The organism is Paraburkholderia sp. RL17-347-BIC-D, assembly GCF_046027915.1.
Classification (GTDB): Bacteria; Pseudomonadota; Gammaproteobacteria; order Burkholderiales; family Burkholderiaceae; genus Paraburkholderia.
Genome location: NZ_JARESS010000022.1, coordinates 123,403 through 144,074 on the forward strand (window position 1 = coordinate 123,403; position 20,672 = coordinate 144,074).

The following is a 20,672-nucleotide window of genomic DNA, read 5'->3' on the forward strand; positions in this document are numbered from 1 at the left end:
TCTGTATCTGTTGTGGGGGAGTCTGCGGATAACGCTTTTGAGCACTCGATTGTAGGCGACTTGGAATAACCCCGCAAACCAACGGACTTTATGCCCGGCATTGGCGAACACGCCGCGCGCACAGCGTAATTAGTGCTTGCGCACCCGGTGTGCCCGGCCTTCGCAACAGTCAAAAGTACAGGCGCCGAGGCGGTCGGCGAAGTGTCAGAAACCGTCGGTCAGGCGCGGCTGCACATCGGCCAGCGCGATATCCGCGGCACCTTCCGCAAGATGCACCGTCAGGCGCCGTCCCGGCTTCAACGACGACGGCGCGCGCACCGCGCGTCCGCTCTGGGCGTCGAGCACGGCGGCATAGCCACGCTCCAGCGTACGCTGCGGACTGAGCACTTCGAGACGCGCGGCGAGCGTGTCGATGCGCGCGGTCTGACGTTCATGCTGGCGTAACAAAGCCGCGTCGAGACGTTGCGAAAGATTGCCGAGTTTCGCCTGATGCCCGGCGAGATCCGGACGCCAACGCTGCCAGCGCATCTGCAGCAGCGAAAACCGCGCTCGCGCGTCGCGCACCGGACGCGCGCCCGCCGACGCCAACCGCACGCTCAATTGCTGCAGATGCGTGCGTTGCCGCGCGAGCCGCTCGGCCGGCGACACTAACCGGCGCGCGAGCCAGTCGAGTTGCTGCGCGCGCCGCTCCATCATGCGGCCGAAGCCGCGCGCGAGCGTCGCGTGGCGGTGATCCAACTCGCGCAACAGCAGCACGCGCTGCGGACTGACGAGTTCGGCGGCGCCGGTGGGCGTCGGCGCGCGCACGTCCGCGGCAAAGTCGGCGATCGTGAAATCGGTTTCGTGGCCCACGCCGCTGACCACGGGAATCGCGCTTTCGGCGATCGCGCGCGCCAGCACTTCTTCGTTGAACGCCCACAAGTCTTCGATCGAGCCGCCGCCGCGGCACACGATCAGCACGTCGACTTCGCGCCGCGCGTTGGCGGCGTCGACCATCGCGGCGAGCTTGCCGCTCACGCCCGCGCCCTGCACCGGCGCCGGATAAATGATCACCGGAATGTGCGGTGCGCGCCGCGACAGCGTGGTCAGGACGTCGCGCAACGCCGCGGCCTGCAACGACGTGACGATGCCGATCGCCCGCGGATGCGTCGGCAACGCGCGTTTGCGTTCGGCGGCAAAGAGCCCCTCGGCTTCGAGCTGCGCTTTCAGCCGGAGGAACGCTTCGTAGAGACGCCCCTGTCCGGTGCGCCGCACCGCTTCCACATTCAGTTGCAGTTCGCCGCGCGGTTCGTACATCGTCACCAGCGCGCGCACTTCGATGCGGTCGCCTTCGCGCGGCGTGAATTCGGCGTATTGCGCCCGCCCGCGGAACATCACGCAACGCATCTGCGCCTGCGCATCCTTGATCGAGAAATACCAATGGCCGCTCGCGGCGCGCGTGAAGTTCGACACTTCGCCGGCGACCCAGACGAGCGGAAACGAACGTTCGAGCATCGTGCCGATCGCGCGACTGAGCGCCGAAACGGGAACGACGACCTCACCGTCGGGCGTCGCCGACGAGGAAAAAGGGCTTTCGGGATTCATGCGAGGAATATGGGTGGCTGGCCGGACAGACGATAGACCGACCGGCCATCCGCGTCCAGCGCGGCGCTCGAATTGTTAAAAGTGTCCACATGGCGGGACCCGCCAGACGGATCCCGCCAAATTGCCTGCGAGGCCGCACGAATTCCAGGCATGTCGTTGATTTATATGGTGTTTACATCTCGTCAAAGAGAATGATTGCCGATACCGGGCGCGCCGAATGGCCTTCTCCGCCCGTCGGACGGCAGGTTCTCCACAAAGTTATCCACAGGCTGTGAGCGACGCCGGAAGCACCGTTTCGTCGCGCGGCGCATGGTGCGCGGCTTGCCGGGCGTGACGCTCGCGCGCTAGAGTGGCGGGTTCGACGGCATGCCGAACGCCCCGCGGCGCCCGGCATTGCGGCACACTGCGAGAGTGCGTCCGTTGCCGCCTCGCTTCATTTTTCGCCTCACTTTCGATAGTCCGGAGAACCGCGTTGATGCTTGCCCCGCGTATTGCGCCTAGCTCCTTCACGCCGCCGTCCCGGCGCCTTTTAGCGAGCGGCGCGCCACTCGTCTGCGCGACGTGCCCATGAGCGAAGTCAGCAACCGTCTCGAAGCACGCCTCGCGCGCGAATGGCAACAGCGCGGCCCGTTCGCCTGGGCGCTGTCGCCGCTCGCCTGCGCGTTCGGCGCGATCGCCGCCGCGCGCCGCGCGGCCTTTTCGTTCGGCTGGTTGAAATCGGTGCGCATCGGCGTGCCCGTGGTGGTGGTCGGCAATGTGACCGTCGGCGGTACCGGTAAGACGCCGACCGTGATCGCGCTGGTCGAGGCGTTGCGCGCCGCGGGCTTCAAGCCCGGCGTGGTGTCGCGCGGCTACGGCGCGCGCGTGAAGACGCCGACGCGGGTCACTTCCACCTCTGCGGCGAGTGTCGGCGGTGACGAGCCGCTTCTGATCGCACGCCGCACCGGTGCGCCGGTGTGGGTCTGTCCGGATCGCGTGGCGGCCGCGCAGGCGCTGTGCGCCGCGCACCGCGAAGTCGACGTGATTGTGAGCGACGACGGCTTGCAGCATTACCGGCTCGAGCGCGACGCCGAACTGGTCGTGTTCGATCACCGGCTCGGCGGCAACGGTTTCCTGCTGCCGGCCGGTCCGCTGCGCGAGCCGCTGTCGCGCCGCCGCGACGCGACGCTCATCAACGATCCTTACGCGCGCACGCTGCCGGCGTGGCCGAACACCTTCGCGCTGCAACTCGCGCCCGCCGACGCGTGGCATCTGGACAATCCCGCGTTGCGCCGTCCGCTCGCGCAGTTCAGCGGCGATCGCGTGCTCGCGGCAGCAGGCATCGGCGCGCCGGAGCGCTTTTTCGCTACGCTGCGCGCCGCCGGCCTCACGCCCGCCACGCGCGCACTGCCGGATCACTACGCGTTCGAGCGCAATCCGTTTACGGACGTGGACGCCGACGCCATCCTGATAACGGAAAAGGATGCGGTAAAATTAGGGTCCTGGCACGACGCGCGCATCTGGGTTGTCCCGGTCGAAGCCGCGCTCGATCATCGCCTCATTGCATTAGTTGTGGAGAAAGTCCGTGGACGCTCGCCTGCTTGAAATTCTCGTCTGCCCGATCTGCAAGGGCCCGCTCAGCTACGACCGCGCCGCGCAGGAGCTGATCTGCAATGCGGACAAGCTGGCCTATCCGATTCGCGACGGCATTCCCGTCATGCTGGTCGACGAAGCGCGGCAGACCGTGGAAGGCACGCCGGTCGATCTGAATCCGGGCTCGGTGGCCTGAGTCAGACTGCGCTCGCGCGGGCGGCCGCCATGTCAGTGTGGCGCGTGTCGCGAGCTGAATCCGTCGACTTGTCCGTTCGCGGCCGCGCTGCATGCGCGGCCGATTTTTTCCGGCTTCATCGCCGCCCGTCTTTGCGCTTGCCTTGCCGATGACCCACGCCAACACCACCACTCCCCCGTTTATCGCCGTCGTGCCGGCGCGGCTCGCCTCGACGCGTCTGCCCAACAAGCCGCTCGCCGACATCGGCGGCAAGCCGATGGTGGTGCGGGTCGCCGAACGCGCGCGCGAATCGGGCGCGCAGCAGGTGCTGGTCGCCTCGGACGCGCAAGCGGTGCTCGACGCCGCCCGCGACCACGGCTTCGAAGCGGTGTTGACGCGCGCGGACCATCCGTCCGGCACCGACCGTCTCGCAGAAGTCGCGGCGCAATTCGGCTGGAGCGACGACACGATCGTGGTCAACGTGCAAGGCGACGAACCGCTGATCGATCCGGCGCTCGTGTGCGGCGTTGCGTCGCACCTTGCGGCGAGCCACGGCTGCGCGATCGCCACCGCCGCGCACCCGATCACCGACCCCGCCGAAATCTTCAACCCGAACGTCGTCAAGGTCGTGCTCGACGCGCGCGGCGTCGCGCTGTACTTTTCGCGCGCGCCGATTCCATGGGCACGCGACGCCTATCAGCCGCACTGGCCCGATGTCGCATCGATGCCCGCGCCGCCCGCGCCCGCGGTAGTTCATCGGCATATCGGGCTGTACGCGTATCGTGCGCAATTCCTGCGCACGTATCCCAGCCTCGCAATCTCGCCGATCGAACAGGTCGAAGCGCTCGAACAACTGCGCGCGATGTGGCACGGCGAGCGCATCGCGGTGCTCGTCACGCACGACGTGCCGCTGCCCGGTGTCGACACACCCGCCGATCTCGCGCGCGTGCAGGCTTTATTCGGGTCTTGAGCGGAAAAACCCATGGCATAATCGGACGGTTGTGCGCGCCTCCCGCTACACGCGAGAGTCAGGGTTTGCCCGGTCGCGCCGTCGCCGTCTTGCAGCGCCGTCGTCTTCGACGTGCAGCGCGAGACCTGGAACGGCAGCCGATGCGGGTCCCCTCGACGCATCGTGGGACGTCCGCAGCGCCACCAAAGAATTCACATAGATCTGGAGATATCACATGCGTTTGATCCTTTTGGGTGCGCCCGGCGCGGGCAAGGGCACTCAGGCGACCTTCATCAAGGAAAAGTTCGGCATTCCGCAAATTTCCACTGGCGACATGCTGCGCGCGGCCGTCAAGGCAGGCACGCCGCTCGGCCTTGAAGCCAAGCGCTTCATGGATGCCGGCGAACTGGTCACGGACGAACTGATCATCAACCTGGTGAAAGAGCGTCTGCAGCAGCCGGACTGCGCGAACGGCTATCTGTTCGACGGTTTTCCGCGCACCATTCCGCAAGCTGAAGCCATGAAGCAGGCCGGCGTTCCGATCGACTACGTGCTGGAAATCGACGTGCCGTTCGACGAGATCATCGTGCGCATGAGCGGCCGCCGCTCGCACGCGGCGTCGGGCCGTACGTATCACGTCAAGTTCAATCCGCCGAAGGTCGAAGGCGTGGACGACGTGACCGGCGAACCGCTGATCCAGCGCGACGACGACAAGGAAGAAACCGTCAAGAAGCGTCTGGAAGTGTACGAGGCGCAAACCAAACCGCTGATCGAGTACTACAACACCTGGGCGAAGAACGGCGATTCGTCGACCCCGTTGACCGCGCCGCAGTATCGGCGCATTTCAGGCCTCGGCAGCGTCGACGAAATTCGTGACCGCGCGTTCGAGGCGTTGAAGTAAGCTCGTTTGCGTCTGTCTGTGATCGCTTCTGCAAAAACCCGCCCCTTGCCGGCGGGTTTTTTTATGCAACGCGTGGCGCGAGTGCGGTGCGCTTTCTCTATCCGTCCGCGCTCAGTATTAATTAGCCATCCGTAATGGTTTGCTCTGCCTGCGCCCGCTGACAGCGCGTGAATCGGGCGCCGGCCCGCTTCGCTTTCCGCATTGCAGCATAGCCGTTACAATCGATCATCGAAAAGATATTCGATCTAGACATTACTGAACCGTAGCAAAGGAGAAGACATGGAGATTCGTGACAACGTTTTCCTGATCACCGGTGGTGCATCGGGTCTAGGTGCAGCCACGGCGCGCCTGTTCGTCGAAAACGGCGGCAAAGTCGTGCTCGCCGACCTGAATGTGGATGCCGGCGAGGCGCTCGCGAAAGAACTCGGCGGCGTCTTCGTCAAATGCGATGTGAGCCGCGAAGACGACGCCACCCAAGCCGTCGAAGCCGCCACCAAGCTCGGCACGCTGCGCGGCCTCGTCAATTGCGCGGGCGTCGCGCCGGCCGTCAAAACGGTCGGCAAGGACGGCCCCCATCCGCTCGACTCGTTCGCGCGCACCGTCTCGATCAATCTGATCGGCACCTTCAACATGATCCGGCTCGCCGCCGCGGCTATGTCGAAGAACGAGCCGAACGCGAACGGCGAGCGCGGCGTGATCATCAACACGGCGTCGGTGGCCGCGTATGACGGCCAGATCGGCCAGGCGGCTTATGCAGCGTCCAAGGCCGGCGTGGTCGGCATGACGCTGCCGATCGCACGCGACCTGTCGCGCAACGCGATCCGCGTGATGACGATCGCACCGGGCATTTTCGAAACGCCCATGCTGCTCGGCATGCCGCAGGAAGTGCAGGACGCCTTGGGCGCGATGGTGCCGTTCCCGCCGCGTCTCGGCAAACCGGCGGAGTACGCGATGCTCGCCAAGCAGATCTTCGACAATCCGATGCTCAACGGCGAAGTGATTCGTCTGGACGGCGCGATTCGGATGCAGCCGAAGTAAGCCTGCGTGCGGCGCGCGGTTTCGTATAGCCCGCGCCAATGAAAAACGCCTGCACATGATCATCATGTGCAGGCGTTTTCTTTTGCATGGTTCTGGTGCGACGCGTGGCCGCTTGCTCGTTTACTCGCGGTCGTCGTGCTGTGTGCGCTGACGCAGTTCGTGCAATTGCGACTCCACCACGGTCGCGTCCTCGGCATCCGGCCGGTCGCCGAGATAGCGCTCGAGATCTTCGAGCGCGGGCCGCAGGTAATCGAGCCGCGCATAAGCGAAGCCACGATCGCGCACTTCCTCGATACTCTCCGGCAGCAGGATCACGAGACGCTGCTGCACCGCCAGCAGACGCTGCCAACGTTCCGTCTGAAGATACGTGGACTTCAGATTGCGCAGCATTCGCGCGATGATCTCGCGGCGCGTGGCCGGTTGCAGCAGCATGCGCAGCGCCCTGCTCACCGATTCGCCCGCCGACGCCACATACGGCTCCAGCATCTCCACCATCTCCGATTCGGACAGCGAGTGTCCGCTGGTCGGATCGAGCATGACGTCGCCGTCGGGCGTCGTCACGCGCAAAAGGAAGTGGCCGGGAAACGACACGCCGCGCGCTGGAACGCCGATCTGTTCGGCCATTTCCAGATACAGCACCGCCAGCGAAATCGGAATGCCGCGGCGGCGCTTGAGCACCGCGTTCAGATGGCTGTTGTCGGGGTCGTAATAGTCGTTGAGATTGCTGGCGAAGCCCAGCTCTCGAAAGAAGAACCGGTTCAGAATGCCGACCTTCTGCTTGATGTCGGCATCGTCCGGCATGCGACGCTGCAGGCGCACCACCAGTTCGTCGATCTCGGCGAGCGTGCCTTGCAGATCGAGATCGGGATAGGCGTCCTGCGCGAGCGAGAGCGCCGCCTCGGTCAGCGGAAGACTGTCGTCTTCGGCGACGAGCGTGCTGAAATAGTCGAGAACTCGCGTCATCGTGATCACTTCACTCGCCTTTTGAAATACGCGTACTTGAAGCCCATCAGCCAAAGCATACCGAAATATAGCGCGGCGAACAGAACGAGGCACGCTGCGAGCAACACCATGCGGTCGACCGGGCGGCTATGCATGCCGATCCAGTCGAAGCTGATGGCCAGCCAGTGCATCGTGCCGGCCAGCACCAGACAGGCGCCGAACAACTGCACGAAGAATTTGAGCCAGCCGCTCGACGGCGTATAGATGCCGCGCTTGCGCAGACCGAGAAACAGCAGCAGCGCATTACCGCAAGCGCCGAGCCCGACGCTCAGCGTCAAGCCCGCATGCGCGAAAATCGGCACGAACAGATAGTTGCTCAACTGCGTGAGGATCAGCACGCCGACCCCGATCTTCACCGGCGTCTTGATGTCCTGCTTCGCGTAGAAACCCGGCGCGAGGATCTTGATGAGGATCAGGCCGATCAGGCCGACGCCATACGCCGACAGCGCGCGGGAGACCATCACCACCGAATTGCCGTCGAACTTGCCGTAGTGGAACAGTGTGGCGGTCAGCGGCTGCGCGAAGAAAAATAGCGCGACGGCGCTCGGCGCGGCCAGCAGGAAGGTGACGCGCAAGCCCCAGTCGAGCAGCGACGAGTATTCGTGCGGATCGGCATCGACGTGCGCCTTGGAGAGGCTCGGCAGCAGGATCGTGCCGAGCGCGACGCCCAGCAGCGCGGTCGGAAACTCCATCAGCCGGTCGGCGTAGTTGATCCACGACACGGCGCCCGGCCCGATGCGCGACGCGATATTCGTGTTGATGATCAGGCTGATCTGCGCGACCGAGACGGCGAACATCGCGGGCACCATCTTGGACAGCACGCGCTTGACGCCGCGATGCGCGAGCGCCTTCACCGGATTCAGGCCGATGCGCGGAATCATGTCGATCTTCTTCAGCCCCGGCAGCTGCACGATGAATTGCAGCACGCCGCCGGCGATCACCGCCCATGCAAGCGCATAAACCGGCGTTTGCAGACGCGGCGCGACGAACACCGCCGCGACGATGAACGCGACGTTCAGCAGAACCGGCGCGAACGCGGGTAGCGAGAAGTTCTTGTACGTGTTCAGCACGCCCGACGCCAGCGACGTCAGCGAAATGAAAATGATGTACGGGAACATGATGCGCGTCATGGTGACCGCGAGGGCGTACGCCTGACCTTCATGCGCAAGGCCCGAGGCGACGATGAACACGACGCCCGACGCGCCCACCACGCCGATCAGCGAGAGGATTGCGAGCGCCCAGGCGAGCACCGTCGACGTGGCGTCGACCAGCGCTTTGGTGGCGTCGTGGCCCTGCTGGTTCTTGAACTCGGCGAGGATCGGCACGAAGGCCTGCGAGAACGCGCCCTCGGCGGAGATACGGCGCAGCAGGTTCGGAATGCGGAAGGCGACGTAGAACGCGTCAGTGTATTGACTGGCACCGAACGCGCGTGCGATCAGCGTTTCGCGGGCCAGTCCGGTCACGCGCGACAGCAGCGTGAAGCCGCTGACCGTCAGCAGGGCTCGGAATAGATTCATGGGGCGCTTATTATACGGGTGCCGCGAGTGCGGACGACGAGCCGGAACGCGATTCGGACCGATTTGCCGCGCGGACGTTCGATCCGATGAATGGATCGGCGCGTTTTTTGTGGCCCGGCCGCGCCGTCCTGGGACCGCTGGACTCGCCCCGCGCCCGCCTTGTGCCCCGGGGGCGACACGCTCGCGCCCGATGCGCCGCCGACTGGGCGCAGGTCTTTACGCAACACGGCGGCGCAGCGTCATAGCGCTTTCCCGTTGCCACGTGCCTGATTTTGTTGCTATAATCGCCGGTTTCGAAGCTCGCTCAACTTTCGGACGGGGTTTGGAGCGGCGCCACAGCGCCTGCCAAGACCCTCGCGCACCCCGAAAACACAGGCCTGCCTTCGCGTAGTCCGATCGATTTTTTTCGACACTTTTGCGCTCTTGGGCAATCGCTTCCAAGAGTTCGATCTAAAAGCAGCACCTCACCACTTGAAGGTCAGGTACTGGAAACAGGAACAGGATAAGGAACCGTCATGGCTAACTCCGCACAAGCACGCAAGCGCGCCCGCCAGGCCGCCAAGGCAAACTCGCACAACTCGGCACTGCGCTCGAAGTTCCGCACGGCTATCAAGGCTGTCCGCAAGGCGATCGACGCCGGCGACAAGGCCAAGGCCGCTGAGATCTTCCAGGCATCGTCGAAGACCATCGACATCATCGCCGACAAGAAAATCGTTCACAAGAACAAGGCTGCTCGCCATAAGAGCCGTCTCGCTGCAGCCATCAAGGGTCTGCAAGCGTCCGCAGCGCAGTAATTCCGGTCAGCCCGCTTCGGTGGGCTACCTCCTGTTTCCGCTGCACAGAAAAGCCCGCCTCGGCGGGCTTTTTTGCTTCGGACCGACAGATCCGCACTGTCTCGCGCAATTCGTCGCGCGCATGACTAACGGACTGCCCATAAAAAAACCCGCTGCCAGCGGGTTTTTTACTTTTTGCCTTCGCCAATCAAGCAGGTTCGCGCTAGATCACGTGTCTTTTCTCTTGCGGCGCGGCGTGCTCAAGTTGCAACTCGCACGCCTCGGTCACGACCAAGTCGTTGTCTTTCGCGAAGTTAAGGACGAAGTCGAAAGCCATGGGCTCGATGTCGCGCAAGCGCGAATCGAGAATCACGCACTTGAGGTCGCCGATCATGGTCGGCCGGACATACAGCGAGTACTGCAAATAGGCGTTCGGCCCCTTCCTTGCGCCGGGGCCGAAACAGGCCATGACGCCTGCGAGACGCTCCGACCAGTCGCTCGGCCGAAACTTTTTTCCCGTCGACGTGATGCCCTGAATGAAATATTCGGTTGGAGCTGCTTCGGCCATGTAGGAATACCTGTGTGACTGCCCAGCGGGATGACGGCAAAGCGGACGACGAAACGGCTCTGAATTGCCTGGGACTCGCCGACCGTGCCACGATGGCGAGCCGCATCGCCAGAAACCGCGAAGAGCCGGCCAAGCCACCTTGTCGCTCGTCATGACGGCGCACCGCAAGCAGGTTGTTCCGAACCGCGCGAGCCGTGTCCCACAAGCGGAATACCGGCCTGCTGGGCTTTGGGATAACCCGTAGATTATAGCGCAGCGGACCTTTTTCCGCAGCGCACACAAGACATATGCAACGGTTCCAGGAGCGTTCCACAAGGCTTTCAGACAGCTTTCCCGGCCTTTTGGCCGACTCGTCAAACCGGGCGAAATCCTTTATGCTGCTTTGAGTTACCACAAACGACGGCGGCGCCGTCCGGCAATCCTGCCGGGTGAGACCGCCGTATTTGTTTCATGACCGCCAAGAAAATTCGCCACTACCTGCAGTTCAAGGATTTCTCGCTGGAAGACTACGAGTACGTGCTGGAACGCGCGCGCATTCTGAAACGCAAATTCAAGAACTACGAGACCTACCATCCGTTGCACGATCGCACGCTGGCGATGATCTTCGAAAAGAATTCGACACGCACGCGACTGTCGTTCGAAGCCGGCATCTTCCAGTTGGGCGGCCACGCCGTTTTCATGAGCACGCGTGACACGCAGCTCGGTCGCGGCGAACCGATCGAAGACGCAGCGCAAGTGATCTCGCGCATGGTCGACATCATCATGATCCGCACGTTCGGCCAGGACATACTCCAGCGCTTTTCCGAGAACTCGCGTGTGCCGGTGATCAACGGGCTGACCAACGAATATCACCCGTGCCAGGTGCTGGCGGACATCTTCACGTACTTCGAGCATCGCGGACCGATTCGCGGCAAGACGGTCGCGTGGGTCGGCGACGCCAACAACATGCTGTACACGTGGATCGAAGCCGCGCAGATTCTCGGCTTCAAGCTGCGCCTGTCCACGCCGCCGGGCTACAAGCTCGACCGCGCCATGGTCGCCGCCGAAAGCGCGCCGTTCTACGAAGAATTCGACGATCCGAACGAGGCCTGCTCCGGCGCCGACCTCGTGACCACCGACGTCTGGACCAGCATGGGCTTCGAAGCCGAAAACGAAGCGCGTAAGAAAGCCTTCGCCGACTGGTGCGTCGACGCCGACATGATGGCGCGCGCCAATGCCGATGCGCTCTTCATGCACTGCCTGCCCGCCCACCGCGGCGAGGAAGTCAGCGCGGAAGTGATCGACGGCCCGCAAAGCGTCGTGTGGGACGAGGCGGAAAATCGTCTGCACGTCCAAAAGGCCTTGATGGAATACCTGCTGCTCGGCAAGCTGAATCACTGAGCGAGCCGCTGGCCGGCACGTTGAGCAGCATCTGCGTGAAGCGCGACGGGGCCTTGAATACGAGGCAAGGCATCCACGTTTAGCGCCACGCATCGAGCCGGCGTCCGAGGCGATAAGCGGACCCGGCTTGAATACCGCACTGCCCCAAAAACGCGGGCACGCTGCGGTTTAGTGTCAAAATAGTGGTTTTCCGCGCTCCGGGACCGCCGGCGCGCCTTGTTTTCCCGCTTTCTCCAGCTACGAGTTCACCATGAGCGATATCAAGAAAGTCGTGCTCGCCTATTCGGGCGGCCTCGACACCTCCGTCATCCTGAAGTGGTTGCAGGACAATTACGACGCCGAAGTCGTCACGTTCACGGCCGACATCGGCCAGGGCGAAGAGCTGGAACCGGCGCGCAAGAAAGCCCTGCAACTCGGCATCAAGCAGGACAACATCTTTATCGAAGACCTGCGCGAAGAATTCGTGCGTGACTTCGTGTTCCCGATGTTCCGCGCCAATACGATCTATGAAGGCGAGTACCTGCTGGGCACGTCGATCGCGCGTCCGCTGATCGCCAAGCGTCAGATCGAAATCGCCCGCGCCAGCGGCGCACAGGCGGTGTCGCACGGCGCAACCGGCAAGGGCAACGACCAGGTTCGCTTCGAACTCGGTTACTACGCGCTGGAACCGGGCATCAAGGTGATCGCACCGTGGCGTGAATGGGACCTGCTGTCGCGCGAAAAACTGCTCGCGTACGCGGAAAAGGCCGGCATTCCGATCGAAATGAAGCACAAGCAAGGCGGCGCGCCGTATTCGATGGACGCGAACCTGCTGCACATCTCGTTCGAAGGCCGTCACCTGGAAGACCCGAAGGCGGAAGCCGAAGCCGATATGTGGCGTTGGACCGTGTCGCCGGAACAGGCGCCGGACCAGGCTGAATACATCGACATCGAATACGAGCACGGCGATCCGGTTGCGATCAACGGCAAACGTCTGTCGGCTGCGGAAATGCTCACCGAACTGAACCGTTTGGGCGGCAAGCACGGCATCGGCCGTCTGGATCTGGTGGAAAACCGTTATGTCGGCATGAAGTCGCGCGGCTGCTATGAAACGCCGGGCGGCACGATCATGCTGAAGGCGCACCGCGGCATCGAGTCGATCACGCTCGACCGTGAAGTCGCTCACCTGAAAGACGACCTGATGGCTCGTTACGCGTCGCTGATTTATAACGGCTACTGGTGGAGCCCGGAGCGACGCGCGATTCAGGTGCTGATCGACCATACGCAAGAGAAGGTCAACGGCTGGGTGCGTGTGAAGCTGTACAAGGGCAGCGTGTCGGTGGTCGCGCGCGATTCGAAGGAAACGCTGTTCGACAAGACCATCGCCACGTTCGACGACGACGGCGGCGCTTACAACCAGGCCGACGCTGGCGGGTTCATCAAGCTGAACGCGCTGCGTATGCGGATTGCGGAGAATGCGCGTCGTCAGCGCGGTTGACGGCGGGCGTTTTGGTGAAGGCTAACTTCGCGCAAGCGAAGTTAAGCGCCGCGAGGCTCGGCTGAAGCCAAAACGCAGATGCAAAAAAGGCGCCGGGAGGAAACTCCCGGCGCCTTTTTTATCATCAGCCAATCGTCACAAACAAACTGGCTCCGCCTCCAGCTCGACCCCAAACCGCTCCAGCACATCGCGCTGAATCGCTTTCGCAAGCGCCAGCACTTCCGCCCCGCTCGCGCCGCCGCGATTGACCAGCACCAGCGCCTGCCGCTCATGCACCGCCGCTGCGCCCATTGCGCGGCCTTTCCAGCCGCATCGATCGATCAGCCAGCCCGCGGCAAGTTTCACCCGCCCATCCGGCTGAGCGTACGACACGACGTCCGGCTCCCTGGCCTTCAGCGCGTCGAACTGCGCCGCGTCGATCACCGGATTCTTGAAGAAGCTGCCGGCATTGCCGAGCTCCAGCGGATCAGGCAGCTTGGCGCGCCGCACTGCCACCACCGCATCGAAAATGGCCTGCGCGGTCGGCGGCGTCTCGGCATGGCCGTTGGCGGCCAGTTCGCGAGCGAGATCCGCGTAGCCGGCACGCGGCTGCCACACCTTCGGCAAACGGAACGTCACCGACATAATCACGAACCGGTCGCGCCCTTCCCGCTTGAAAAAACTGTCGCGATAGCCGAAGCGGCACGCCTGCGCATCCATTTCGATCACGTCACCGGAAGCCAGCTCCACGGCCCGCAGCGACGCGAAGCGCTCGCACATCTCCAACCCGTACGCGCCGATGTTCTGAATCGGCGCCGCGCCCACCGTCCCCGGAATCAACGCGAGATTTTCGAGCCCGGGCAATCCTTGCGACAAAGTCCAGCCGACGAACTCATGCCACGGCTCGCCGCCGGCCGCCTCGACGTACCATGCGTCATCGTCCTCGCGCACGACGCGGCGGCCTTGCAGCGCGATCAGCAGCACCACACCGCCAAAGTCGCCGGTCAGCACGACATTGCTGCCGCCGCCCAGCACGAGCCGCCGCAGGCCGGCGGCGCGCGGGTCGCGCACCGCGGCCATCAGTTGCTCTTCACGCTCGATGCGGCACGCAAACTGCGCACGAACGTCGAAGCCGAAGGTGTTGTGCGCCTTCAGCGGATAACCGGCAATGAACGCGGCGGAGTCGGATTGAGACATCGGAATGAGAACAGTGAACGACCAATGAGACAACGAATAAAGCAGCCGACGAAACCGGCTTCGGGCCCCGGCCGGGCGACAATGCGCGGCGGCCTTGGGCAAAAGGGAGCGGCGTCGGTAAAATGACGTCCGGTCCGTGATTATAGCGAGTGCCCCGTGAGCAGCCGCCCGGTTGCGTCACGCACCGCAGCACTATTGGGAGAAAAAAATGCCATCGTTTGACGTCGTCTGCGAAGCGAACATGATCGAAGTCAAGAACGCGATCGAGCAGTCCAACAAGGAAATTTCAACGCGCTTCGACTTCAAAGGGTCGGACGCGCGGGTGGAACACAAGGAAAACGAGATCACGGCCTACGCGGACGATGATTTCAAACTCGGCCAGGTGAAAGACGTGCTGCTGTCGAAAATGGCCAAGCGCAACGTGGACGTGCGCTTTCTCGACTACGGCAAGATCGAGAAGATCGGCGGCGACAAGGTCAAGCAGGTCATCAAGATCAAGAAAGGCGTGTCGGGCGATCTGTCGAAGAAAATCGTGCGCCTCGTGAAGGACAGCAAGATCAAAGTCCAGGCGAGCATTCAGGGCGACGCGGTGCGCATCACCGGCGGCAAGCGCGACGACCTGCAAAGCGTGATCGCCATGCTGCGCAAAGACGTGACGGACACGCCGCTCGACTTCAACAACTTCCGCGACTGATCTACCGGGCGCGCGCTCCCGTCAAACGCGCGCGCGGCGATCCGAGCACACGGCGGGCGGCACCACGCATGACGGGCGGACTGGCGCACCGCACACTGGAAGCGCTAAAGCACCACAACTCAAAGATCGCTGCCACCCGCCGCCTTCGCCGCCGCATCCGCCTTCTTCTTATCCCCAATGCGGCTTTCCTGCCCGCGCATCAGCTTGGCGATGTTGCCGCGATGGCGCCACACCAGCAGCGAACTCATCACGACGATCGCCAGCGCGATGACATGCGGCCCGAACAGGAAACCGTCGAAGATCGGCGCGAACACCGCCGCGGCCAATGCCGCCAGCGACGAATAGCGCGTGAAGAACGCCACGATCAGCCACGTCAGCAAGGTCGCCACGCCGAGAATCGGGTTGATCGCGAGCAGAACGCCCGCCGCGGTCGCCACGCCCTTGCCGCCCTTGAAGCGGAAGAAAACCGGGTAGAGGTGGCCGAGAAACACGGCGACCGACGCAATCGCCACCGACGTCTCGTCGAGCCCGTAGCCCGCGCCGTAGTGCACGACGAACCACACCGGCAGCCAGCCCTTGAATGCGTCGCCGATCAGCGTGAGAATCGCGGCCTTCTTGCTGCCGCTGCGCAGCACGTTGGTGGCGCCCGGGTTGCCCGAGCCGTACGAGCGCGGGTCGTCGAGGCCCATTGCGGCGCTCACGACCACGGCGAACGACACCGAACCGATCAGGTAGGCAACCACAGCAACGATCAGGTTTTGCATCTGGGACTCTTATAAGGATCGGCGGTCTGAAACTCGATACCCCAACCGCAACAGGGCGCGCAACTCGGAACGAGGCGGCGCACATTCTACCGAACCCGCGCGCCCGCAAAACATTCAGGCAAACGTCAATCGACGCTCGCGCACTGCACCGCCTTCGCTGCCAGCAATTCCGTCAGCACCTTGGGGTCGATGCTGACGAGAAACCCGCGCCGGCCGCCGTTCAGCCAGATCTTGCCCATCTCCAGAATGCTCGACTCGACGTACACCGGCATCTGTTTCTTCGTGCCGAACGGCGAGGTGCCGCCGATCAGGTAGCCGGAATGGCGGTTCGCCACCTCGGGCTTGCACGGTTCGACTCGCTTCGCGCCGATCTGCCGCGCGAGGTTCTTGGTGCTGACGGTGCGGTCGCCGTGCATCAGCACGATCAGCGGCTTGGCGTGCTCGTCTTCCATCACCAGCGTCTTCACGACGTGATGTTCGTCCACGCCGAGCTGGCGCGCCGATTCCCCGGTGCCGCCGTGCTCGACATAATCATAAGGATGTTCGCCGAAAGTGACGCCGTGGCGGCGCAGAAACTGCGTGGCCGGCGTTTCGGAGACGTGTCTGGATTTGCTCATCGGCGCATTGTAATGGCGACTTTGCACAACGGCTATTTGCCGAATGGTCAATTGTGCGGGTGCGGCGATTGTGGCACGATCGTTCGAAAATCTTCCGGCGCAATGTACGCCGGGCACCGCATTGTTCTTGCACACAGGCATGGGACCGGAGTAAGGCGCTAAAGCGCCAACTCCGGTCGACAAAGGAGACAGCGTTGAGCTTCGATTCATCCTCCCGTTCCGCGATCGACATTCCCGCGCTGCTGGCTGCCCTGCCCGCGCGCATCGCCGACATTCCAGAACTGGCCGCCGCCCGCGATCCGCAGCACGTCGCCTTGATCGAGGATGCGCGCCGCCTGACCAGCGCGCAACTGCTGGAGGCCGTCGACGCCGCCACCGCGCTGCTGCGCGAATGGGGCGTGCGCGGCGGCGATCGCGTGATGATCGTCGCGGAAAACAGCATCGTGCAGATCGTGCTGCTGTTCGCGACCGCCCGACTCGACGCGTGGGCGCTGGTGTCGAACGCGCGCCTGTCCGCGGCCGAACTCGACTCGATCCGCGCGCACGCGCAGCCTCGCGTGGTCGCCTACGCCACAGAAAGCTCGAGCGATGCCAAGCAGCACGCGCAGCGGCATCAAGCCACGGCAGCGCCGGCTATCACGCCGGACATCGGCGCCTGGTCGTACACCGTGGACAGCGCGGCAATAGCCGAGCCCGTGGAAGCCGCAAACGACCGCCAATGCGCCGCGCTAATCTACACCACCGGCACCACCGGTGCGCCGAAGGGCGTGATGCTGTCGCATCGCAATCTGCTGTTCATTGCCGCGATCTCGAGCCGCTTGCGCAAAGTCGGCCCGGACGACGTCGTCTATGCCGTTCTGCCGATCTCGCACGTGTACGGCTTCGCGTCGGTGTGCCTGGGCAGCCTGCAGGCAGGCGCGACCTTGCGGCTCGTGCCGCGCTTCGCGCCGGAAGCCGTGCGCCGCGCCCTCGCCGAGGAACGCGTGTCGATCTTCCAGGGCGTGCCGGCCATGCACGCCAAACTGCTCGAACATCTGCAGACGCACGGCCACTCGTGGTCCGCGCCGCAATTGCGCTTCGCCTATTCAGGCGGCTCGCCGCTCGACGCCGCCTTGAAAGCGCAGGTGGAAAGCGTCTACGGTCTGCCGCTGCACAACGGCTATGGCATGACCGAGAGCAGCCCGACCGTGTCGCACACCATGCTCGATGCGCCGCGCAGCGATTGTTCCGTCGGCGACGTTATTCCGGGTGTCGACGTGCGCTTCGTCGGACTGGACGGCATTGACGCCGCGAAGGGCGAAATCGGCGAGCTATGGGTGCGCGGTCCGAACGTGATGCTCGGCTACTACCGCAGCCCCGAGCAGACACGTGCGGTCGTAACCGAAGACGGCTGGCTCAAAACCGGCGATCTCGCGCGACAGGACGCGGACGGCGCGTTGCATATCGTCGGGCGCAGCAAGGAGTTGATCATCCGCTCGGGCTTCAACGTGTACCCGGCCGAGGTCGAACATGTGCTGAACGCGCATCCGCAGGTCGTGCAGTCGGCGGTGATCGGGCGCGCGGTGGAAGGTAACGAGGAAGTGGTCGCGTTCGTCGAGTTGGTTGCGGGCGCGACGGTGACACCCGTTGAATTAATCGACTGGTGCGGCGAGCGTCTAGCGCCGTACAAGCGGCCGGCCGAAGTCAAAGTGCTCGCCGCCCTGCCGGCCGCATCGACCGGCAAGATTCTCAAGCATCGGCTGCGTGAGTTTCTCTGACGGGCGCGCAATCGCAAACCCAGCATCAGCCTCGCGGATGATGCTGCGCATGCAGCGACTTCAACCGTTCGCGGGCCACGTGCGTGTAGATCTGCGTGGTCGAAATATCCGTGTGGCCGAGCAGCAGTTGCACGACACGCAGGTCGGCGCCGTGATTGAGCAGATGCGTCGCGAACGCATGCCGCAACGTATGCGGCGAGAGAGGCGCATTCACGCCGGCCGCCGTCGCGTGACGCTTGATGATGTTCCAGAACTGCTGGCGCGTCATGCCTTCGGCGCGGCTCGTCACGAACAGCGCGTCCGTCGCGCGCGCGCCGAGCAACGCCGGCCGCGCTTCGCGCAGATAGCGTTCGATCCAGCTATGCGCTTCCTCGCCGAACGGAATCAGGCGCTCCTTCGAGCCCTTGCCCATGACGCGCACCACGCCTTCGTTCAGGCCCACTTCCACCGTCTTCAACGTGACAAGCTCTGTCACGCGCAAACCGCTCGCGTACATCAACTCCAGCATCGTGCGATCACGCAGCCCTAAAGCCGTATCGACGTCGGGCGCGCCGAGCAGCGCTTCGACTTGCGCCTCGCTGAGCGTCGACGGAAAACGCGGCGGCTGTTTTGCCGAGCGGATGCGCACCGTCGGGTCGACCTTCGCGCGATGCTCACGCACGGCCCACCCGTAATAGCGGCGAAACACCGAGAGCCGCCGGTTCGCCGATGTCGATTTGTCTTTCTGGCGCGCCGCGCTATACGCGTTCAGATCGGCTTCGCTCGCGGTGTCCAGTGAAGCCTTGCGGCTCTGCGCGAGCCATGCGCAAAAGAGACGCAGGTCGCGGCGGTACGCGTCGAGCGTGTTGCGCGACAGGCCGTGTTCGAGCCACAGCGCGTCGCAGAATGCATCGATCGACGCCGAACTGGCGACGAACAGAGGTGACGCGGCGGCCGCGTCGTCGATCAACGTTTCGCTCATGCGTAGGGAATGCCTTCATGCGCCAGCAGCCAGCGCTTGATGTTGCGGAAGAAACCCTCTTCGGCGTGATTCGCGAAACCGCCGATGCCGCTCGAACTCACCACCCGATGACATGGAATCACAATCGGAAAGTAGTTGGCGCCGCACGCCTGACCGACCGCGCGCGGCGCGCTGCCGAGTTGTCTTGCCAATTGACCGTAGGTCAGCACGACGCCCGGCGGAATGTCGCTGATCGCCTGCCACACACGCTTCTGAAACGCGGTGCCGACCGAAGCCAGCGGCAACTCGAACTTCGCGGACGCGCGCTCGAAATATCGCTCGATCTGCTCGGCGGCCTGTTTCGCCAACGGCGTGTCGGGCTCGATGTTTTGCATCGAATCCGGCAGATAGACGATCTCGCGCACGGCTGCGCCTTCAAGGCGGATGCCGACCTTGCCGAACGGCGCATCGATCACTGCATTGAACATGATTGCCTGCTCCTCACTGGCGCGGCGTTGCAACGCATCGCCAAGTTTGCCGCTACTTTACGCCGCTTCCAAAGCCCATTCCACATGCTCGCGCACGACGGCGGAAGCGTCATCGACCCGCATTCTCAGCGCCCGCACGATCGCCTCGCGCGCCAGCTGGCTCAAACTGTCAGGCGACGCACGCAGCGCGTTGCCCATGCCCACCGCGAGATTGCGCAGCCAGCACTCGTAGCCGATGCGGCGAATCGCGCTGCCCTGCATACGCGTATCGAACTCGTCCTCGCTCCATGCGAACAACTCGACGAGCGACGCGCGATCGAGCCCATGCCGCACGTCGAAATCGGCGACCGGCGCGGCCTGCGCGAACTTGTTCCATGGACACACGAGCTGGCAATCGTCGCAGCCATACACACGATTACCGATTAGCGGCCGCATTTCCAGGGGAATACTGCCCTTCAATTCGATCGTGAGATAGGAAATACAGAGGCGCGCATCGACCTTGTAAGGCGCGACGATCGCGCCGGTCGGACAGGCGCCGATACAGCGCGTGCAACTCCCGCAATGCGAGCCCGGCGTTTCGGGCGCGGCCTCGGGCAAAGTCTCGGCGTCGGTCGGCAAGGGCACATCGACATAGATTTCGCCGAGAAAAAACAGCGAACCCGCGTCGCGTTGCAGCAGCAACGTGTGCTTGCCGCGCCAGCCGATGCCGGCCTTCTGCGCAAGTTCTACTTCCAGCACCGGCGCCGAATCGGTAAATACGCGGTAGCCGAATGCGCCGATCTCGGCCTCGATCTTCTCGGCCAGATGTTGCAAACGGTTACGCATCACCTTGTGATAATCGCGGCCGCGAGCATAGACCGACACGACCGCCGCCGACGGGTCCGCGAGCCGCGCATGCTCGGCTGCGCGCCATTCTTGCGTGAGCGGACCGTCCTGCAAAGCGCTTTCGTGCGCCTTTCCGCTCAATGTCTGCGCGGGCAAATAAGCGATGCGCGCCGTAATCACACGTCGCGTGCCGGCCACAAGCTCGGCGGGCCGCGCGCGTTTCATGCCGTGTTTCGCCATATAATCCATCTCGCCGTGGCAACCCGCTTCCAGCCAGGCTGCAAGCGGCGCTTCGGCGGCGGAGAGATCGGTGTCGCTAATGCCGATCGCTCCGAAACCCAGTTCACGGCCCCACGTTTTGATGTTTAGCGCGAGCGCGTGCAGCGCCGCTTCATCGAAATGACGCTCGGCACGCGCATCGTCGTTAGACGCAGGCGTGCAGGAAACAGGGGACTCCGGACTTCGGTTCATCACG

General features: G+C 63.8%; 20 protein-coding genes. 10 read left to right on the forward strand and 10 right to left on the reverse strand.

The window, feature by feature from the left end; translation table 11 throughout:
* Nucleotides 1-204: 204 nt before the first annotated feature.
* A complete protein-coding gene (gene xseA, locus P0D96_RS27000; RefSeq protein WP_408316394.1) occupies nucleotides 205-1,584 on the reverse strand; it encodes an exodeoxyribonuclease VII large subunit in 1,380 nt (459 codons plus the stop codon).
* 567 nt (nucleotides 1,585-2,151) lie between these two features.
* Between xseA and lpxK the strand changes: the two genes are divergently transcribed.
* The 5 genes from lpxK (at nucleotide 2,152) to P0D96_RS27025 (ending at nucleotide 6,219) form a co-directional block, all read left to right on the forward strand.
* Nucleotides 2,152-3,168, forward strand: a complete 1,017-nt coding sequence (lpxK, locus tag P0D96_RS27005) for a tetraacyldisaccharide 4'-kinase (protein ID WP_408316396.1) — start codon at nucleotides 2,152-2,154, stop codon at nucleotides 3,166-3,168.
* Complete coding sequence (locus tag P0D96_RS27010) at nucleotides 3,149-3,352, forward strand: Trm112 family protein (protein ID WP_007180583.1); 204 nt, start codon at nucleotides 3,149-3,151, stop codon at nucleotides 3,350-3,352. Before lpxK ends, P0D96_RS27010 begins: the two co-directional genes overlap by 20 nt.
* A gap of 148 nt (nucleotides 3,353-3,500) precedes the next feature.
* Nucleotides 3,501-4,301 (forward strand): 3-deoxy-manno-octulosonate cytidylyltransferase, encoded by an 801-nt coding sequence (gene kdsB, locus P0D96_RS27015; protein WP_408179842.1) that lies wholly within the window; start codon nucleotides 3,501-3,503, stop codon nucleotides 4,299-4,301.
* 214 nt (nucleotides 4,302-4,515) lie between these two features.
* Complete coding sequence (gene adk / locus P0D96_RS27020) at nucleotides 4,516-5,181, forward strand: adenylate kinase (protein ID WP_132373356.1); 666 nt, start codon at nucleotides 4,516-4,518, stop codon at nucleotides 5,179-5,181.
* A gap of 279 nt (nucleotides 5,182-5,460) precedes the next feature.
* Complete coding sequence (locus P0D96_RS27025; RefSeq protein WP_168795051.1) at nucleotides 5,461-6,219, forward strand: 3-hydroxyacyl-CoA dehydrogenase; 759 nt, start codon at nucleotides 5,461-5,463, stop codon at nucleotides 6,217-6,219.
* A gap of 120 nt (nucleotides 6,220-6,339) precedes the next feature.
* Here the strand turns inward: P0D96_RS27025 and P0D96_RS27030 are convergent, their stop codons facing one another.
* Nucleotides 6,340-7,182, reverse strand: coding sequence for a SirB1 family protein (locus tag P0D96_RS27030; protein WP_132373354.1), 843 nt, complete (start codon nucleotides 7,180-7,182; stop codon nucleotides 6,340-6,342).
* Between the two features lie 5 nt (nucleotides 7,183-7,187).
* The gene (gene murJ, locus P0D96_RS27035; RefSeq protein ID WP_132373353.1) at nucleotides 7,188-8,738 is read right to left on the reverse strand and encodes a murein biosynthesis integral membrane protein MurJ; all 1,551 of its coding nucleotides are present in this window, start codon (nucleotides 8,736-8,738) and stop codon (nucleotides 7,188-7,190) included.
* A 515-nt stretch (nucleotides 8,739-9,253) separates the two neighbouring features.
* Between murJ and rpsT the strand changes: the two genes are divergently transcribed.
* The gene (gene rpsT, locus P0D96_RS27040; protein ID WP_020069158.1) at nucleotides 9,254-9,532 is read left to right on the forward strand and encodes a 30S ribosomal protein S20; all 279 of its coding nucleotides are present in this window, start codon (nucleotides 9,254-9,256) and stop codon (nucleotides 9,530-9,532) included.
* Nucleotides 9,533-9,734: 202 nt separating this feature from the next.
* On the opposite strand, the gene P0D96_RS27045 is transcribed toward rpsT, so the two are convergent.
* On the reverse strand, nucleotides 9,735-10,079 hold the full coding sequence (locus P0D96_RS27045; RefSeq protein ID WP_132373352.1) for a DUF3579 domain-containing protein: 345 nt from the start codon (nucleotides 10,077-10,079) through the stop codon (nucleotides 9,735-9,737).
* A 450-nt stretch (nucleotides 10,080-10,529) separates the two neighbouring features.
* Here P0D96_RS27045 and argF point away from each other — a divergent pair, with 450 nt between their 5' ends.
* Nucleotides 10,530-11,459, forward strand: a complete 930-nt coding sequence (gene argF / locus P0D96_RS27050; protein ID WP_132373351.1) for an ornithine carbamoyltransferase — start codon at nucleotides 10,530-10,532, stop codon at nucleotides 11,457-11,459.
* Nucleotides 11,460-11,709: 250 nt separating this feature from the next.
* Nucleotides 11,710-12,936, forward strand: coding sequence for an argininosuccinate synthase (locus P0D96_RS27055; RefSeq protein WP_132373350.1), 1,227 nt, complete (start codon nucleotides 11,710-11,712; stop codon nucleotides 12,934-12,936).
* Between the two features lie 135 nt (nucleotides 12,937-13,071).
* Here P0D96_RS27055 and murB read toward each other — a convergent pair whose 3' ends face one another.
* A complete protein-coding gene (gene murB / locus P0D96_RS27060) occupies nucleotides 13,072-14,112 on the reverse strand; it encodes a UDP-N-acetylmuramate dehydrogenase (RefSeq protein WP_408316398.1) in 1,041 nt (346 codons plus the stop codon).
* Between the two features lie 208 nt (nucleotides 14,113-14,320).
* On the opposite strand from murB, the gene P0D96_RS27065 reads away from it, so the two are divergent.
* Nucleotides 14,321-14,806, forward strand: coding sequence for a YajQ family cyclic di-GMP-binding protein (locus P0D96_RS27065; protein ID WP_007180572.1), 486 nt, complete (start codon nucleotides 14,321-14,323; stop codon nucleotides 14,804-14,806).
* 119 nt (nucleotides 14,807-14,925) lie between these two features.
* On the opposite strand, the gene plsY is transcribed toward P0D96_RS27065, so the two are convergent.
* Together plsY and ybaK are read right to left on the reverse strand one after the other, a co-directional pair.
* Nucleotides 14,926-15,570, reverse strand: coding sequence for a glycerol-3-phosphate 1-O-acyltransferase PlsY (gene plsY / locus P0D96_RS27070; RefSeq protein ID WP_408316400.1), 645 nt, complete (start codon nucleotides 15,568-15,570; stop codon nucleotides 14,926-14,928).
* A gap of 125 nt (nucleotides 15,571-15,695) precedes the next feature.
* Nucleotides 15,696-16,187, reverse strand: a complete 492-nt coding sequence (gene ybaK, locus P0D96_RS27075) for a Cys-tRNA(Pro) deacylase (protein WP_408316402.1) — start codon at nucleotides 16,185-16,187, stop codon at nucleotides 15,696-15,698.
* 194 nt (nucleotides 16,188-16,381) lie between these two features.
* Between ybaK and P0D96_RS27080 the strand changes: the two genes are divergently transcribed.
* The gene (locus P0D96_RS27080; protein WP_408316404.1) at nucleotides 16,382-17,944 is read left to right on the forward strand and encodes a class I adenylate-forming enzyme family protein; all 1,563 of its coding nucleotides are present in this window, start codon (nucleotides 16,382-16,384) and stop codon (nucleotides 17,942-17,944) included.
* A 25-nt stretch (nucleotides 17,945-17,969) separates the two neighbouring features.
* Here P0D96_RS27080 and xerD read toward each other — a convergent pair whose 3' ends face one another.
* Genes xerD through queG form a run of 3 tightly spaced genes read right to left on the reverse strand, consistent with a single transcriptional unit; the run spans nucleotide 17,970 to nucleotide 20,668 of the window.
* Nucleotides 17,970-18,905, reverse strand: a complete 936-nt coding sequence (gene xerD, locus P0D96_RS27085; protein WP_408316406.1) for a site-specific tyrosine recombinase XerD — start codon at nucleotides 18,903-18,905, stop codon at nucleotides 17,970-17,972.
* Nucleotides 18,902-19,372, reverse strand: coding sequence for a methylated-DNA--[protein]-cysteine S-methyltransferase (locus P0D96_RS27090; protein ID WP_132373344.1), 471 nt, complete (start codon nucleotides 19,370-19,372; stop codon nucleotides 18,902-18,904). The genes xerD and P0D96_RS27090 overlap by 4 nt, the downstream gene beginning before the upstream one ends.
* Before the next feature lie 57 nt (nucleotides 19,373-19,429).
* Nucleotides 19,430-20,668 carry a tRNA epoxyqueuosine(34) reductase QueG gene (gene queG, locus P0D96_RS27095; RefSeq protein ID WP_408316408.1) on the reverse strand — a complete coding sequence of 413 codons (1,239 nt, stop codon included), beginning with the start codon at nucleotides 20,666-20,668 and terminating at the stop codon, nucleotides 19,430-19,432.
* Nucleotides 20,669-20,672: the final 4 nt, after the last annotated feature.